13 protein-coding genes are annotated in these 17,087 nt (G+C 70.7%); 3 read left to right on the top strand and 10 right to left on the bottom strand.

Annotated elements, in window-relative coordinates:
* Nucleotides 1-59 precede the first annotated feature (59 nt).
* A complete protein-coding gene (locus OP04_RS00310) occupies nucleotides 60-2,156 on the bottom strand; it encodes a phosphocholine-specific phospholipase C (protein ID WP_033337406.1) in 2,097 nt (698 codons plus the stop codon).
* Nucleotides 2,157-2,285: 129 nt separating this feature from the next.
* On the opposite strand from OP04_RS00310, the gene OP04_RS00305 reads away from it, so the two are divergent.
* Together OP04_RS00305 and OP04_RS00300 are read left to right on the top strand one after the other, a co-directional pair.
* Nucleotides 2,286-5,378 (top strand): DUF3427 domain-containing protein, encoded by a 3,093-nt coding sequence (locus tag OP04_RS00305; protein ID WP_033337405.1) that lies wholly within the window; start codon nucleotides 2,286-2,288, stop codon nucleotides 5,376-5,378.
* A 111-nt stretch (nucleotides 5,379-5,489) separates the two neighbouring features.
* Nucleotides 5,490-7,457: an LTA synthase family protein gene (locus OP04_RS00300; protein ID WP_232323410.1), complete on the top strand. Its 1,968-nt coding sequence runs from the start codon at nucleotides 5,490-5,492 to the stop codon at nucleotides 7,455-7,457.
* Nucleotides 7,458-7,523: 66 nt separating this feature from the next.
* Here the strand turns inward: OP04_RS00300 and OP04_RS00295 are convergent, their stop codons facing one another.
* Genes OP04_RS00295 through OP04_RS00285 form a run of 3 tightly spaced genes read right to left on the bottom strand, consistent with a single transcriptional unit; the run spans nucleotide 7,524 to nucleotide 10,425 of the window.
* Complete coding sequence (locus tag OP04_RS00295; RefSeq protein ID WP_033337404.1) at nucleotides 7,524-8,150, bottom strand: response regulator; 627 nt, start codon at nucleotides 8,148-8,150, stop codon at nucleotides 7,524-7,526.
* Entirely contained in the window at nucleotides 8,147-9,529 is a 1,383-nt protein-coding gene (locus OP04_RS56360; RefSeq protein WP_157239058.1) for a sensor histidine kinase, read from the bottom strand. Before OP04_RS56360 ends, OP04_RS00295 begins: the two co-directional genes overlap by 4 nt.
* Entirely contained in the window at nucleotides 9,526-10,425 is a 900-nt protein-coding gene (locus tag OP04_RS00285; protein WP_198153640.1) for a DUF418 domain-containing protein, read from the bottom strand. The genes OP04_RS56360 and OP04_RS00285 overlap by 4 nt, the downstream gene beginning before the upstream one ends.
* Nucleotides 10,426-10,699: 274 nt before the next feature.
* Between OP04_RS00285 and OP04_RS00280 the strand changes: the two genes are divergently transcribed.
* The gene (locus OP04_RS00280; RefSeq protein ID WP_033337401.1) at nucleotides 10,700-10,927 is read left to right on the top strand and encodes a ferredoxin; all 228 of its coding nucleotides are present in this window, start codon (nucleotides 10,700-10,702) and stop codon (nucleotides 10,925-10,927) included.
* 194 nt (nucleotides 10,928-11,121) lie between these two features.
* Here OP04_RS00280 and OP04_RS00275 read toward each other — a convergent pair whose 3' ends face one another.
* The 6 genes from OP04_RS00275 to OP04_RS00250 all read right to left on the bottom strand — a co-directional run bounded on the left by OP04_RS00275 (nucleotide 11,122) and on the right by OP04_RS00250 (nucleotide 17,087).
* Nucleotides 11,122-12,420, bottom strand: coding sequence for an ammonium transporter (locus tag OP04_RS00275; protein ID WP_033337400.1), 1,299 nt, complete (start codon nucleotides 12,418-12,420; stop codon nucleotides 11,122-11,124).
* Between the two features lie 127 nt (nucleotides 12,421-12,547).
* The gene (locus tag OP04_RS00270) at nucleotides 12,548-13,150 is read right to left on the bottom strand and encodes a helix-turn-helix domain-containing protein (protein ID WP_033337399.1); all 603 of its coding nucleotides are present in this window, start codon (nucleotides 13,148-13,150) and stop codon (nucleotides 12,548-12,550) included.
* 4 nt (nucleotides 13,151-13,154) lie between these two features.
* On the bottom strand, nucleotides 13,155-14,246 hold the full coding sequence (locus tag OP04_RS00265) for an FAD-dependent oxidoreductase (RefSeq protein WP_033337398.1): 1,092 nt from the start codon (nucleotides 14,244-14,246) through the stop codon (nucleotides 13,155-13,157).
* The gene (locus OP04_RS00260) at nucleotides 14,246-15,553 is read right to left on the bottom strand and encodes an FMN-binding glutamate synthase family protein (RefSeq protein ID WP_033337397.1); all 1,308 of its coding nucleotides are present in this window, start codon (nucleotides 15,551-15,553) and stop codon (nucleotides 14,246-14,248) included. Before OP04_RS00260 ends, OP04_RS00265 begins: the two co-directional genes overlap by 1 nt.
* A gap of 11 nt (nucleotides 15,554-15,564) precedes the next feature.
* The gene (locus OP04_RS00255; protein ID WP_033337396.1) at nucleotides 15,565-16,242 is read right to left on the bottom strand and encodes a GltB/FmdC/FwdC-like GXGXG domain-containing protein; all 678 of its coding nucleotides are present in this window, start codon (nucleotides 16,240-16,242) and stop codon (nucleotides 15,565-15,567) included.
* Entirely contained in the window at nucleotides 16,230-17,087 is an 858-nt protein-coding gene (locus OP04_RS00250; protein ID WP_033337395.1) for a class II glutamine amidotransferase domain-containing protein, read from the bottom strand. The genes OP04_RS00255 and OP04_RS00250 overlap by 13 nt, the downstream gene beginning before the upstream one ends.

Here is a 17,087-nt window from a genome sequence, read left to right as displayed (position 1 = left end):
TCCCGCGCATCGGCCACCGGGTGGGGAGCGGCGGTGGAATCCGCCGCTCCACCGTTCGGTCAGATGAGTCCGCCCATGCCCGGGTCGCTGATGCTGGGCTTGCCGTTCTCCAGGTGCCCGGCGTACCGCAGCTCGGTATCCGCGGCCGTGACGGTCAGGTCGTACCAGCCCCGCGTGCGCGACAGCGCCCACCGCTCCGCACGGATCTCACGCGGCTTCAGCGTCAGCGTGCGCGCCCGGCTCCGGTACCGGTCCGCGACCCGCACCTCGGCCCGCCGCGCGGACCGGTTGGTGATCTCCAGGATCACCTCGAGCCGGTGCTCGTCGTAGCGGGCCCGCACGTCCACCGGCGTGCGCGCGCCGAACGCGAACCGCCGGTAGAAGCCGTTCGGCCCGTGCACCTCCGCCGAGGCGTACCCGGCCAGCGACTCGGTGATCTCGGAACCGTCACCGACCGTGAACGTGCGCGGGTCGTGGTCGGGCGAGCGCAGTCCGAAGACCGCCGCGGCCCCGCCGTCGCTGCGCAGGCGAAGATCAGAACCCCGGAGATCGGCATGCAGCCGGTACGGCAGCGCGCGTGCCGGACGCACGCCCCGCTCCTGCGCCGGCAGCCGCGGATCGGCGGGCGGAACCGGCACCTCGTCCGGGTGCCGGGTGAGGTCCGCGGGCCGGTAGGAGTCGGTGTCCGGCAGCTCCACGTGCGCGGCCTCGTTCGGCGTGCGGAAGTCGAACGCGCCGGTCAGGTCGCTGGTCACGGCCCGCCGCCAGGGCGTGATCTGCGGCTCACGCACGCCGAACCGCCGCTCCAGGAACCGGATCAGCGACGTGTGGTCCGCCACCTGCGAGTTGACCCAGCCGCCCCGCGTCCACGGCGACACGATCACCATCGGGACCCGCATGCCGAGCCCGTAGGGGCCGGGGACCAGCCCGTTGCCGCCGGGGAAGATCTCGTTCGTGATCGGCACGGTGGAGGCGCCGTGGGCCGGGGTGCGCGGCGGCGTGGGCGGCACGAGGTGGTCGAAGAAGCCGCCCTCCTCGTCGTACGTGATGAACAGCGCCATCCTGCTCCACACCTCCGGGTGCGCGGCGAGGATGTCGATCACCTGCGAGACGTACCAGGCGCCGTAGCCGGGTTCCCAGTTCGGATGCTCGGTGTACGCCTCCGGCGCCACGATCCAGGAGACCTGCGGCAGCCGTCCGGCGGCCACGTCCGCGGCGAAGTCGGTGAGCAGCTTCTCCGGGTCGCGTCCCTCGTCCACGATCGACGTACCGGTGCGGGACTTCTGGAAGAGGTCTGAGCCCGGGGCGGCGTTGCGGTACCTGTTGAAGTACAGCAGCGAGTTGTCGCCGTAGTTGCCGATGTACGGATCCTGGGTCCAGCCCCACGAGCCGGCCGCGTCCAGCCCGTTGCCCGTGTCCTGATAGATCCGCCACGACACGCCCGCGTCGGTGAGCCGCTCCGGGTAGGTCGTCCAGTCGTAGCCCAGCTCCGCGTTCGTCACGACCGGCCCGCCGCCCTGCCCGTCGTTGCCGACCCAGCCGGACCACATGTGGTACCGGTTCGGGTCGGTCGGCCCGAGCAGCGAGCAGTGGTAGTTGTCCAGCACCGTGAACGCGTCCGCCAGCGCGTACTGGTACGGCAGGTCGCCGCGCACGTGATGCGTCATCGTGGTGACGCCCTTCTGCGGCACCCACGCGTCGAAGCGCCCGTCGCCGAACGCCGCATGCCCGTCGTTCCAGCCGTGCGGCGGATCCGGCAGGAACATGCGCCCCACATCCGGCACCTCCGGCCGGAACGGCAGCAGCACCCCGCCCTCGTGCGGCTGCCGCGCTGAGCTGCCAAATGGCTGCCGCGCTGAGCTGCCAAGTGGCTGCCGCGCTGAGCTGCCAAATGGCTGCCGCCACACCGGGTCGCCGTTGCGCAGCCGCGCCGGATGCGGATCCGCGAACCCGCGCACCCCGCGCATCGCGCCGTAATAGTGGTCGAACGACCGATTCTCCTGCATCAGGAAGATCACGTGCTCGACGTCGCGAATACTCCCGGTCCGGCTGTCGGGCGCGATACGCACCGCCCGCTCCAGCCCCGCCGGCACCGCGGCGCCGATCGCAGGCGCACCCAACATGGTCAGAAAGCTGCGCCGATCGACGGTGCTCATAGCCGCCCACGCTAAATCCACAACCTTGCCCCCAGATGACCACCACCAGAATCTCCGGGGCGATCGCTAGATCCACGACACACCTCGCTTCTGCCGCCCCTTCACGATCAGCTGCGGGACACTGCACGGGTGGTAGCTGAACTTCACTCCGGCGTCTACGAAACCGTTCTGACCAGTGCGGTTGCGGCGCGTCTATCCGAGATGGACGACAAGCTCATCCGGCGCGAGAACCTCCGCGTCGCGGAGGTCGCCGACCGCATCAGTCGTCTCGTCGCACAGCAGGTCGAGCGCGCCATCGATACGGTAGGAAAAGACGAGCGTGTCGCCGCCGCCGTGCGGATCGCCAACGCCGTGCTCGACGCATTGGAGGCCGTGGCGTCCGACAAAGTGGAGGTGGAACGGCCGCTGGCGCCGGGCGAGGTTCTGAGCGCCGTGGGCACCTGGCGCCCCGACAGCACGGTGCGCTTCGCGGAGCGACCGCTCATCCCGCTCCTCGACACCACCCTGCTGACGAACGCCCCGGGCGAGCCACGGGTGGGCAGCCAGATTCTCACCGAGATCGAGTCCGCGGACTCGATCGACCTCGTCATGGCGTTCATCCGCAAGAGCGGCGTCCGGCCACTCCTGCCCGCGTTGCGCCAACACTGCGCGCAGGGTAAGCGGCTCCGTGTATTGACTACGACGTACACGGGCTCGACCGAGGAGCAGGCGATCGAGCTGCTCATCGAGCTGGGTGCCGAGGTGCGGGTGTCGTATGACGTCTCAACCACGCGCTTGCATGCCAAGTCCTGGCTCTTTCACCGGCAGACGTCGTTCAGCACCGCCTACGTGGGCTCGTCCAACCTGACCCACTCCGCGCAGATCGCCGGGATGGAATGGAACGTGCGTGTCTCCGCGGCGCGCAATCAGGACGTCGTCGACAAAATCGGCGCGGTATTTGAAAGCTACTGGCAGAGCGTCGACTTCGTCGGCTACGACCGGGAGACATTCCGGCACGCGGTGGCGCGCACCCAACGCCCCGAGGACTCGGACACTGAGGTGATCAGCCCGCTCTACGTGCGCCTCGAGCCGTTCCAGGAACGTCTCCTGGAGCTCATCGAGCTCTCCCGCGCGCAGGGGCAACACCGCAATCTGCTCGTGTCCGCAACGGGAACCGGCAAAACCGTGATGGCGGCCATGGACTACGCCCGGCTCCGGACGACGCTTCCTCGGGCGCGGCTGCTCTTCGTGGCGCACCGCGAGGAGATTCTGCGGCAGAGCCGGCTGACATTCCGACAGGTGCTGGCCGACCACGCCTTTGGCGAGCTGTGGGTCGGTGGCCAGCGTCCGACCGTGTTCGACCATGTTTTTGCGTCGGTGCAGAGCCTCGCCGCCACCGACCTGAACAGGCTCGACCCGACGCATTTCGACGTCATCATTGTCGATGAATTTCACCATGCGGCCGCCCCGTCCTACGCCGTCATCATGGACGACCTCACGCCGCGCGAGCTCCTGGGTCTGACCGCCACTCCGGAACGGGCCGACCGACTCGATGTGCTCCGCTGGTTCGGCGGCCGCATCGCGGCAGAAATGCGACTGTGGGATGCGATCGAGCAGCACCGCCTATCGCCGTTTGCCTACTACGGCATCCACGACGGCATCGATCTGACTGAGATTCCCTGGCAGCGAGGTCGGGGTTACGACATCGAAGCGCTCGCCGACGTCTACCTGGGCAACGAGGCGTGGGCGCGGTTCGTCTACGACCAACTGCGCGCACACGTCGACGACGTCAACAGCATCCGCTGCCTTGGCTTCTGCGTCAGCGTCGCGCACGCCCGTTTCATGGCCGCCCAATTCCAGGCGTTTGGGCTGAATGCGGTCGCGGTGTGGGACCAGACCTCGCACGCGGACCGGCAGGCATCGCTACGCGACCTTGCGGCAGGACGAATCCAGGTCGTCTTCTCCGTTGACCTCTTTAATGAGGGTGTTGACGTGCCGGTGGTGGACACGGTGCTCATGCTCCGCCCCACCGAGAGCGCCACACTGTTCATCCAGCAGTTGGGCCGAGGCCTGCGGTTAGCGCTCGGAAAGTCGCTCTGCACGGTTCTCGACTTTGTCGGTCAGCACCGCCGCGAGTTCCGCTTCGACCAGCGCTATCGCGCGCTACTTGGTGGCACGCGACGGGACGTGGAGCAGGCGGTCGAACAGGGGTTCCCGTTCCTGCCGGCCGGGTGCCACATGGAGCTTGATCGAGTGGCACGCGAGGTCATCCTGCAGAACCTGAAGAGTGCGGTGCCGTCCGACAAGCGCTCGAAGATTCGCGAGCTCAGGGACCTTTCTCAGCAGCAGCGATCCATCACGCTGGCGGATTACCTGCAGGCGACCGGCCTCGACGTCGCCGACATCTACAGCGGCAACAGCAGTTGGTCGACCCTGCGAGAAGAAGCGGGACTGCAGGTCGCCCCGGCCGGCCCCGAGGAGCCTAAGATTCGTCGCAGTATCGGGCGGCTGCTGCACATTGACGACCGGCAGCGCATTGATGGCTACCGAGAGCTCCTGGCCAACGACACTGCCCCAAGCGTGGAAGGGCTGGGATCCACCGCACGAAGGTTGGCGCGCATGCTCACGGCAAGCTTGACCGACCAGGTCATCACCAAGCAGGAGTCGCTCCAATCGGCGATCGACCTGGTGTGGCTGCACCCCCAGGTGCGTACCGAGTTGCAGGAACTGTTCGCCGTGATCACGGACGCGCCGGACCACATGCAGCACGCCGCGCTTCCGCACGTGCCGCTCCAGGTGCACAGCCAGTACACCCGGATCGAGATCCTGGCGGCGATGGGCGAGGGCGCACACGCGAAGACACCGCCGTGGCGTGAGGGCGTGTACGAGGCGAAGGCCGCCGGTGCCGATCTCCTCGCCTTCACGCTGGACAAGACCAGCGGAGAGTTCTCGCCCACCACGCGGTACCGGGACTACGCGATCAGCCCATCCCTCATCCACTGGGAGAGTCAATCCGGCACTCCCGAGGACAGTCCGACCGGCAGGCGCTACCGGACTCATGCCCAGATCGGTCGTTCGATTCTACTGTTTGCGCGACGGCAGCAGAACGATCGGGCGTTCTGGTTCCTCGGTCCCGCCACCTACGTATCGCACGAGGGAGAGCGGCCGATGGCCATCACCTGGAGGCTCGACACACCGCTCTCGGGTGACCTTTTTGCGACGTTTGCGGCGGCGGTCGCGTAGCGCACGCGCACAAAGTTGTTCTCGCGTTGAACGCGGCGGGCCGCTTGAGCCGTACCTAGGACCGGGTAGGTCCGACGGCCCGAAGGGGTCCCGCTGCGAAGGAACTGACCGTTGTCGCTGATCACGCGCTTCCGCCGAACACCAGCTCTGGACGCACCCGCGGAGGCGCCGCCCGTCGAAGCGACCCCGGCGGCCGAGGTGACGGAGACCACCGGAGCCACGGGGACGGCCGAGGCCACGAAGACCGCGGAGGCCACGGAGCCGGCCGAGGTGACGGAGCCGGCCGAGGTGACGGAGGCTGCTGACGCTACCGAGGCCGCTGAGGCCACGGGGGCGGCGGAGAGCGCGGAGGCGGCCGGGCCGATCGCGGTCGCCGCCTCGACCGCGGAGGAACCTGTCGCGGCTTCGGCAGAACAGGGTGATGAGCCGAAAAAGGCGGAGAAAAGCGGCATCACGGTACGCCGGCGGCTGCGGACGACCGGCGGGTGGCTGCTGACGCTGGCCTGCGCGGCGCTGGTGCTCGGGGCGCTGCTGTCGCCGAATCAGATGACCAGCCTCGGGCCGGCCGCGTTCCTGCGGCTGCCGCTGGAGGCGCTGCTCGCGGTGGCGGTGCTGCGGTTGTTCCCGCGGCGGCCGCGGATCTATCTGGCGGGGCTGTTCGGCGTGGGGCTGGCGGTCATGCTGATCATCAAGATCGTCGACATGGGGTTCTACACGACGCTGTCCCGGCCGTTCGACCTGGTGCTCGACTGGCCGTTCTTCAAGGATGCCTACAACTTCGTGCAGGGCAACACCGGGACCGTGGGCGCGGTGGCCGCGATCGTCGGGATCGTGCTGCTGGCGGTGCTGGTGCTGGCCGCGATGGCCGGCGCGATGATCCGGCTCTCCGGGTTCGTGGTGCGGCACGACAAGGCCTCGGTGCGTACCGTGGCGGTCCTGACCGTGATCTGGGTGTTGATCGCGGGCACGGGGCTGCGGGCGAACCCGGGCGGGCCGGTCGCGGCCGTGAGCACCGGACGCATGGCGGTGGACAAGGTCGAGCAGGTCGCGGCCGGTCTGGCGGACTCGCGCGAATTCGCGAAGCTGGCGGCGAACGACGCGTTCCGGGACGTGCCACCGGAGCAGCTGCTGACCGGGCTGCGCGGCAAGGACGTGTTCTTCACGTTCATCGAGAGCTACGGCCGGACCGCGGTCGAGGGCTACGACTACACGGCCGCGGTGACGTCCGCGCTGGAGGCCGGCAACGAGCGGCTGTCCGCGCAGGGGTTCGCGGCGCGCAGCGGCTGGCTGACGTCGCCGACCGCGGGCGGGGGCAGCTGGCTGGCGCACTCCACGTTCCAGTCCGGGCTGTGGATCAACAACCAGGAGCGGTACCGGAACCTGGTCAGCACGGAGCACACCACGCTGACCGGCTCGTTCCGGCGGGCGGACTGGCGCACCGTGGGCGTGATGCCGGCGCTGACCTACGCCTGGCCGGAGCAGGACTTCTACGGCTTCGACCAGGTCTACAACTCCGAGACCATCGGGTACGAGGGTGAGCACTTCACCTGGGTCGTGGTCCCGGACCAGTTCTCCTACTCCACGCTGCAGACCCGGGAGCTGGGCGCGGCCCGGCAGGCGGGCCCGGTGATGGCGGAGATCGACACGCTGTCCAGCCACACGCCGTGGACGCGGCTGCCGCAGATGGTCGACTGGGACCAGGTCGGCGACGGCTCGATCTTCACGCCGATGGCGCAGGCGGGCGAGTCCACGCGCGAGCTGTGGAGCAACTCGGACAAGGTGCGCGCCCACTACCGCCAGTCGATCGAGTACTCCATCGAGGCGCTGACGTCGTGGATCTCCACCTACGGCGACGAGAACACGGTGCTGGTCTTCCTGGGCGATCACCAGCCCGCGCCGATCATCACCGGCGAGAACGCCACCCGCGACGTGCCGATCACGCTGGTCGCGAAGGACCCGGCCGTGCTCGACAAGATCACGTCCTGGGGGTGGACCGACGGCCTGAAGCCGGCCCCGGACGCGCCGGTCTGGCCGATGGACGCGTTCCGCGACCGCTTCCTGACCGCGTTCAGCGACTGAGGTCACGGGCCCGCCACCCCGATCCGGTGGCGGGCCCCGCTAGGGCCGGCAGCATCCCGGGCCTGCTCACGCATGGCGGTTCTCCCAGGCCCAGGCCGCGACCTCGACGCGGTTGCGCAGGCCGAGCTTGGTCTGGATGTTCGCCAGGTGCGCCTTGACCGTGCTCAGCGACACGAACAGGTCAGCCGCGATCTCCCTGTTCGTCAGGCCGCCGGCCACCTTCCTGACCAGCTCCGACTCCCGCTCGGTGAGCGACGGCCGATCAGCGGGGACCGGGGACGGCCCGGAGAAGTGCTTCAGCAGCCGCATGGTGATCGACGGCGAGATGAGCGCATCGCCTGCGTGCGCGGCCCGGACCGCCTCGGCCAGCAGCGCCGGCCCGGAGTCCTTGAGGATGAACCCGACCGCGCCGGCCCGCAGTGCGCCGTACACGTACTCGTCCAGGTCGAACGTGGTGATCACGACGACCTTGGTGCCGGCGGAGAGCGCCCTGGTGACGTCCAGCCCGGTGAGGCGCGGCATCTGGATGTCGACCAGGCACACGTCCGGCCCCAGCCGCCGCGCCGCCTCGATCGCCTCCACCCCGTCCGCGGCCTCCGCGATCACGGTGATGTCGGACTGACTCTCCAGCAGCAGCCGCAACCCGCGCCGCACGATCGCCTGATCGTCCGCGACCAGCACCCTGATGCTCATCGCCAGATCCTCCAGGATCGCCCGCGCGACGACGCCGGCGCCGGGATCACGGCACGGACGGTCCACCCGTGCGCGGTGGGGCCGGCGGTGAGCGTGCCGCCGAGCCCGGCAGCACGCTCTCGCATGCCGTCGACGCCGCGGCCCGCGCGCAGTCCGTCAACGCTCCGGCCCGCGCCTTTCCCGCTCGCGGGTGCGGAATCCTGACGATCGGCCCGAGCGGCCCGGCCAGTGCCACCTCCGTCGTCCGTCACCGTCAGGCAGATCGCACGGGTGTCGTGGGTCAGCGTCACCGTTACGTGCCGCGCGTCGGGAGCGTGGCGGACGACGTTGGTCAGCGCCTCCTGCGCGATCCGATACAGGCCGGTGGCCACCTCCGGCGGCCAGTCCTCCGGCTGCGGCCCGTCCGGCAGCTCCAGGAGCGCCCCGATCCCTTCCGACGCCGTCACGCCCGGCACGGCCACTCTCGGCACCACCGCATCCAGCGCCGTCACGCCCGGTGCCATCCCTCCCGCACCCGGCGGTCCCGCGGCCGTCGGGGTCGCAGCCCCCGACATCGGGTCCGCCGCCGCCGAGGACGCTCCCGAGCCCTCCGATCGGTCGCCGCTGTAGCCGACGCCCGTGCCCGTCTCCCCCGCCAGATCCGCCTCCAGCAGCCCGCGCCGCCCGAACGCCGCCACCAGCTCCGCCACCGTCCCCGGCCCCGCCTCCGTCTCCTCCTCGTCGCGCAGCAGCCGGGCCAGGCGCCGCAACGAGTTCAGCGCCTCCACGCCCGCCGCCTCGATCTCGCCCAGCACGGCCCGTGAGTCTCCCGGCCCGACCTGCCCGGCCTGTGCCTGAATGATCAGCGCGGTGAGGTGGTGTGCGGCCACGTCGTGCAGGTCGCGGGCGAGCGCCACCCGTTCCGACCGGCGCACCGACTCGCGCAGGTCACGCCGGCGGGCGTCACCCACCCGGGCCCACGCGCCCGCGCCGACCGCGACCGCCCAGCCGACCAGCATGACCAGCGCGACGGTCGACGTGTACGACGTCTGGGCCATCAGCGCGGGCAGTGCCCCACCGGCCCAGGCCAGCACGGCCCCGCCGAGCCTCAGCCGCCGCACCGCCGTCCCGACCACGATCAGCATCGCCAGGCACGCGATCGGCGCCGGCGCCTCGCCCGCATCGACGAACTCCATCGCCAGGACCAGCCCGACCGCCACGGCCACCGCGATTCCCGGTGCCCACCGCCGCAGCATGGCCGCCGCACAGACACCGGCGGTCGCCGCGACGCTGAAGATCCCCAGCGGAGAGTGCGCGCTGATCGTCACCGCGATCTCCAGCAGCAGCCCCAGCCCGAGGACCACCGCGAGGGTCAGCCGACCGATGGCGATCACCTTCACGCGTGCTCCCGGACCAGCGGCGGACGGCGCCACCAGGTCACCCAGCGCCAGCCCCATTCCAGCGGCCCCTGCCGGAAGAACAGCAGCCAGGCCCTCGACCACAGCCACTGTAGGGCCAGGATCGCGGCGGCGATGCCGAGCACGGTCCCGGTCCCCCACGCGTCGGACGGGCCGGGCGCGAGCGCGGACACGATCAGCACCAGCACGGTCGCGCCCAGATAGTTGGTCAGCGCCATCCGCCCGAGCGGCGCGAACGTCGGCGCCAGCACGCCTCGCGCCCGCGTCGCCAGCAGCGCGAGCAGTCCGCACACGTAGGCCCCGGCGATCGCCAGCCCGGCCAGCGGATAGGCCCAGCGGAACCCGATCCCCGTCGTCTGCCACCAGACGAGCGGCACGGCCGCGGCGGCGAACGCCGTGAACAGCAGCGCGGGCACGCGGGGTGGCAGATCGTCGAGCCGGTCCGCCACCCCGTATCGCGTGAGGACCGCGCCGAGCATCAGCAGGCCGGGGATCAGCAGGTAGAAGCCGGTGGCCAGCACCAGCGGGCCGGCGATCAGCAGCGCGCACAGCCCGGCTGCGACGCCGCGCGGCAGCCAGGTCGCGGGCAGCAGCACCAGCAGGCCGAAAATCGCATAGGCGGTCAGCACGTCACCCGGCCACAGCAGCGTCAGGTGCAGCAGCCCGATCGCCAGCAGCGCCGCCAGCCGCCGGACCAGCACCGGGCGCGACCCGGCCGACCGCAGCAGCAGCGTGAACCCGGCGCCGAACAGCACCGCGAAGATCGGATAGAACCGCTGGTCGACCAGGAGGTGCAGCCAGCCGAGTCCGTCACCGGACGGCGGCAGCACCGTCCCGGCCCCCTCGGAGACGGAACCGTTGTGTGCGATGGGCTTCACGTTGGCCACCGTGATCCCGCAAAGCGCGAATCCCCGCAGGACGTCCAGCGCCCCGATTCGCCGTGCAGTCGTCGACATGCGTCACAGCCTGGCCGGATCCGCGCCCCGAGACCTCGGCCATCAGGCCAGGCAGGCCGCGCACGGGTCAATCTTTAGGCCAGAAACACACCTATCGGACCATGCCTGGATTGGCGTCATACGTAATCCACACGCCTGGCGCGGGCCTTGACTCTCGGGAACGATGTCCTAGACCGAGAGTGATCGGAGGCGGCGCATGACGACAGTGCGGGTGGAGGTCGACGGCGAGAGCTGCATCGGCTCGGGCATGTGCCGCGCGATCGCCCCCGAGGTCTTCGACCTGGATGAGGATGCCGGCCTGGTCCGCCTCCTCGACCCCCATCCACCTGCACATACGGCGCTCGCGGTGCACGAGGCCGTCCTCCGCTGCCCCGCCGCCGCCATTCTCGCCCACGACAGACCGGCCCCGATCAGGAGCAGATGACCCCACCACTGCAGATTTCCCGCTTCCGGCGTGGTCGCGGCCCGCATGCTCCCGCGGGCCAGCCTCCGTTACGCACGCCGGCTCGGAGCCGGTTCCGCCGTGGTCACCGAAACCCGGGAACAGAGCGGGCCCCGGCGCACCCACCCGGGAGGAATGGGCGAGGCGCCGAGGCCACGTCTCGTGAGCGACGAGGGCTACGCCTTCGCCGGCTCCGGCTCCGCCGGGGACTCGACGACCGGGTCCGGGCCCAGGAAGTCGTAGCCGGACTCGCGGTGCACGCTGTCGATGCCCTCCTGCTCGACCTCGGCCGTGACGCGCAGGCCCACGGTCAGGTCGAACAGCTTCGCGATGATCCAGGTGAGGATGAAGCTGTAGGCCAGCACCGCGACCGCGGCGATGGTCTGGTCCAGCAGCAGCTCCGCGCCGCCGCCGAAGAACAGGCCGGAGCGGCCGTTCGGGGCCGCGTCCGTGGCGAGGAAGCCGATGAGCAGCGTGCCGATCAGGCCGCCGACCAGGTGCACGCCGACCACGTCGAGCGAGTCGTCGTACCCCAGCTTGTACTTGAGGTTGACCGCGAACGCGCAGGCCGCGCCCGCGATGACGCCGATGATGATCGCGCCGAGCGGGTTGACCGCGCCACAGGCGGGCGTGATCGCGACCAGGCCGGCGACGATGCCGGAGGACTTGCCGAGCGAGGTCATCGCGCCGCCGCGGAACCGCTCGACCGCGATCCAGGCGAGACCGGCGGCGGCCGCGGCCGCGATGGTGTTGAGCACGACCACGGAGGCGGAGTTGCCCGCGGCGAGCGCGGAGCCGCCGTTGAAGCCGAGCCAGCCGAACCAGAGCAGGCCGGCGCCGAGCGCGGTGAGCGGCAGGTTGTGCGGCTTGTGCGGCGAGTTCGGCCAGCCGGTGCGCTTGCCGAGCACCAGGACCACGGCGAGCGCGGCGACACCGGCGTTGATGTGGACCGCGGTGCCACCGGCGTAGTCGATCGCCTCGATCTTGTTGGCGATCCAGCCGCCGACGATGCCGGCGTCGTCGTTGGAGAACGCGAACACCCAGTGCGCGACCGGCAGGTAGACCACGGTCGCCCAGACCGCGGTGAACGCCAGCCACACGCCGAACTTCATCCGGTCCGCGACGCCACCGGCGATGAGCGCGGTGGTCAGGCCCGCGAACAGCATCTGGAAGACCGCGAAGAGCGCCGGCGGGATCGTGGCGGCCTCGTCCTCCGCGATCAGGCCGCCGAGGCCGATGTTCGCGGTGTCGAGGCCGAGGATGCCGGCGCCGCCGAGCGAGTCACCGAAGGCGAACTGGTACCCGTAGAGCACCCAGATGACGCAGACCACGGCGACCGCGCCGAAGGTCATCATGACCATGTTGATGACGCGCTTCGCGCCGACCATGCCGCCGTAGAACAGCGCGAGGCCGGGCACCATGAGCAGGACCAGCGCGGTGCTGGTCAGCACCCATGCGGTGCTACCACTGTCCACTGTATGTACTCCTTGAGATCACGTGCGCTTTCGGTGTGAGCGGCAGTGAACCCAAGATTCGTTTCGGTCGGTTACCGGCGGTATTGCCGGGCCGTTTCCCGCGGTTCCGGGGAATTAAAACCTGCGGTCAGGCGTCCCGATCATGATCACCATAGGAGGTGATCGACAGAAATCTGATCGGCAGCTCGACCAGCTCGGCCGGTCCGTGCGGCCCCGCACCGTCGAACTGCAGCGCATCCCCGGCCCGCATCGTGTAGTGCGCCTCGCCGTACCCGTACACCATGACGCCCTCCAGCATGTAGAGGAACTCCGTGCCCGGGTGCTGGAACAGCGGGAACACCTCGCTGGATGACGTCAGCTCGACCAGCACCGGCTCCATCCGCTTGTGCACGCCACGCAGCCCGCCGAGCAGCAGGTAGTGGTGCCCGGACCGGGTCCCGCGCCGCACGATCGACGCGCCGCTGCCGGCCGGTGTGAAGACGGCCTCACGCTCGGTGTCGACGCCGCGGAACAGCGCGGTGACCGGCACCTCCAGCCCGCTCGCGAGCCGCCCGAGCGTGGTGAGGCTGCACGAGGTCTGCGCGTTCTCGATCTTCGACAGCATCGCCTTGGACAGCTCGATCCTGGCGGCGAGCTGCGCGATCGAGAGCCCGGCGGCCTGCCGGTACTCCCGGACGCGCAGCGCGATCGTGCGCTCCAGCGCGCCGTCCACGAAGCCGGGTGCGGTCATCGGATCAGGATAGATGCGCCGCCAGCAGGAACCTCGGGTCACGGGTCGCACGCCCGGTCGCCAGGTCCGCCGCGATGGTCCCGATCAGTGGCGCGAACTTCGCCCCATGCCCCGAGCAGGGCGAACACACCACGATGTCGCCGACCCGATCGAGGATGAAGTCCTCGTTCGCGGTCTCGGTGTAGAGGCAGCTCGCCTCCGCGAACGGCTCGGCCAGCAGCCCCGGCAAACCCCTGCGAACAAAATCGATCACACGGGTACGCGACGCGGGCGAGACGATCCCGTCGCGCGTACTCGCCGTCGTGGTCGTGCCGCCGTCGTGCTCCGCCACCTTGATCGCACCACCCGGCCCGCCGTCGCGCCCGCCCGGCAGCCCGTAGATCGACGCGTCCGGCCCCTGGTAGATGAAGATCGGCCACTCCTGCCCGGTGCCCAGACGCGGGAAGTGGAAAACCTGCTGCTGCGTGACGGTCAGCGGCGGCAACGCGATCACGTCCCCGAGCAGCGGCGCCAGCCACGCCCCGGCCGCCACCACCACACACCGCGCCGTCACCGCGTCCGCGCCCTCGAACTCCAGCCGCACCCCGCCCCCGGCCAGCGGCGTCACGCGTGTGACCGGCGTGTTCTCCCGCAGCGTGCCACCTCGCGCGGCCATCGTGGCCAGGGCCAGGCCGGCGTCGACCACGCCCGCCTCCGGGTGGAACGTGACCGGCCCGTCGAACGCGATCCCCGGCCACCGCGCCGACGCCTCACCCGCGGGCAGCAGCTCGTGCGGCACCCCGGCCGCGGCCAGCCGCGCCGCGATCGTCTCCGGGTCCCGATGCGGCCCGTGGTCGAGCCCGCCGGTCACCCGCAGCAGCGACTCGCCGGATTCCGCTTCCAGGGCGCGCCACAGCTCCCCGGCCTCGCCGGTCATCCGCACGTAGAGCGGGTCCGGGTACGCCCGCCGGTAGATCCGCGCCGACCCGTGCGAGCTGCCCTCGGTGTGCCCGGCCGTGCGCGCCTCGAACAGCGTCACGTCCACGCCGCGCCGGGCGAGCGCCCACGCGGCCGCCGAGCCCATCAGCCCGGCGCCGATCACCGCGACATCGATCATCAGAAGGAGACCCCCGGGATCCAGTTCGTGCCGGCCAGCGGGATCCTCGCCATCGCCGCGGCCTCGATGGTGAGCGCGGCGAGATCCTCCGGCTCCAGGTGCTGCACGTGGGCCTTGCCGCAGGCGCGCGCGATGGTCTGCGCCTCCATGGTCATCACGCGCAGGAAGTTCGCCAGCCGCCGCCCGCCCTCGATCGGGTCCAGCCGCGCGGCCAGCGCCGGGTCCTGCGTGGTGATCCCGGCCGGGTCGCGCCCGTCCTGCCAGTCGTCGTAGTAGCCGGCCGCGGACCCGAGCGCCCGGTACTCCGCGTCCAGCCCCGGGTCGTTGTCGCCGAGCGCGATCAGCGCGGCCGTGCCGATCGCGACCGCGTCCGCGCCGAGCGCCAGGCACTTGGCAAGGTCCGCGCCGCCGCGTACGCCGCCGGAGACGATCAGCTGGACCTCCCGGTGCACGCCCATCTCCTGCAGCGCGCGCACGGCCTCGGGCAGCGCGGCCAGCGTGGGGATGCCGACGTGCTCGATGAACACGTCCTGGGTGGCCGCGGTGCCGCCCTGCATGCCGTCGACCACGACCACGTCCGCGCCGGCCTTGACCGCGAGTTGCACGTCGTAGAACGGCCGGCTGGCCCCGACCTTCACGTAGATCGGCTTCGTCCAGTCGGTGATCTCACGCAGCTCCCCGATCTTGATGGCGAGGTCGTCGGGCCCGGTCCAGTCCGGATGGCGGCAGGCGGAGCGCTGGTCGATGCCGGGCGGGAGCGTACGCATGCCGGCCACCCGGTCGGTGATCTTCTGACCGAGCAGCATGCCGCCGCCGCCCGGTTTCGCGCCCTGGCCGAGCACGATCTCGATGGCGTCGGCCGCGCGCAGGTGGTCGGGGTTCATCCCGTACCGCGAGGGCAGGTACTGATAGACCAGATGTGAGGAGTGGCCGCGTTCCTCGTCGGTCATACCCCCGTCCCCGGTGGTGGTGGACGTGCCGGCCTCGCTGGCCCCGCGCCCGATCGCCTCCTTGGCCGGCCCGGAGAGCGCGCCGAAGCTCATCCCCGCGATCGTGACCGGAATGTCCAGGTGCAGCGGCGAGGACGCGTGCCGCCCGCCGAGCACCACGTCCGTCCCGCACGACTCGCGATAGCCCTCCAGGGGATAGCGCGACATGCTGGCGCCGAGGAAGACCAGGTCGTCGAAGTGCGGAACGGCCCGTTTGGCGCCGCCGCCACGGATGTCGTAGACGCCGGTGCGGGCCGCGCGCTGGATGGCGGCGATGGTGGTGCGGTCGAACGTGGCCGACTCACGCAGCGAATCCATGAAGCCGCCTCTCAGTACGCGTTGTCGGAGTGGAAGTGATAGAGCGTGCGCGCCGACCCGTACCGCCGGAATTCCGAAGGATCCTCCGCGCGCCCGGCGGCCGCCAGCAGCAAAGAAAGCTCGGCCAGGTGCGACGGAGACATCTCCTTCTGCACGCAGTCCGCGCCGAGCGAGGCCACCGATCCCCGCACGTAGATTCGGGCCTCGTAGATCGAGTCGCCGAGCGCGTCGCCCGCGTCGCCGCAGATCACCAGCCGCCCGGCCTGCGCCATGAACGCGCTCATGTGCCCGGCGTCGCCACCGACCACGATGTCCGCGCCCTTCATCGAGATGCCGCAGCGCGCGGACGCGTTCCCGTCGATGACCAGCAGTCCGCCGTGCGCGGTCGCGCCCGCGGACTGTGACGCGTCGCCGTGCACGTGGACCCGCCCGGACATCATGTTCTCCGCGACGCCCACGCCCACGTTCCCGTGCACCGAGACCGTGGCCAGCTGGTTCATGCCCGCGCAGTAGTAGCCGGCGTGCCCGTCGATCTCCACGGTGACCGGCCGGTCCAGCCCGGCCGCGAGCGAGTGCCGGCCGTCCGGCCGCAGCACCCGGATGCTGTCCGTGGCGCCGGCCGGCAGCGCGTGCAGATCCGCGTTCAGGGACCGCACCGACGTGACGGAGAGGTCGATCACCGTTCCCATACGTAGACCACCTCGGGTTCGGGCTCGAAGATGCGCGCGGTCGAGATGCCGGGCAGGCCGGTCAGGTAGCGGTACTCGCTGGCCATCGCGACCCAGCGGTCCGTCTCCGCGATCACGGCCGGCTTGCAGGCGATCGCGTCCCGTACCACCGCGAAGCTGTTCGAGGTCGCCACCAGCAGCGTGTAGAAGCCGTCGAAACGCTCGCAGAGCAGCCGCAACGCCTTCTCGACGTCGGCGCCGTCAGCCAGCTGCTGCGCCACGAACCGCGCGCCGACCTCGGTGTCGTTCTCCGAGTCGAAGACCACGCCGGAGGCCCGCAGTGCGCGCCGGATCGTGGCGTGGTTCGCGAACGATCCGTTGTGGACCATGCACTGGTCCGGGCCGACCGAGTACGGATGGCTGCCGGTCGACGTGACCGCGGACTCCGTCGCCATCCGCGTGTGCGCGACGCCCTGATAGCCGCGCGCGGACGCCAGGTCGAACGTCTCCGCCAGCGCGTGCGGATGCCCGGTCCCCTTGAGCACGGACAGGTGCGTGCCGCGACTGGTCAGCACCGCGTCCGGTAGCGCCAGGCGCACCCGCGCCTCCAGCTCCGACGGCGGGACCGAGGCCGTGAACACCGTGGTCTGGCCCATCGTCACCGCGTCCGCACCGGGCACCACCGCGCCGGCGGGCGCGTCGACCACGCAGACCGTGGACAGCCCGGCCGGCGGGTCACGGTAGAGACCGACCCCGGCCGCGTCCGTGCCACGCTCGGCCGCCTGCCCGAGCATGGCCTGCAACAGCGCTCCGAGCTGCGGATACAGCTCCGGGTCGCGCAGGTGCAATCCGGCGATTCCACACAT

The organism is Catenuloplanes japonicus (genome assembly GCF_000717135.1).
Lineage (GTDB): Bacteria > Actinomycetota > Actinomycetes > Mycobacteriales > Micromonosporaceae > Catenuloplanes > Catenuloplanes japonicus.
Note: the sequence above shows the minus strand (reverse complement) of the source record. Positions and strands in the feature narration are given on the sequence as shown.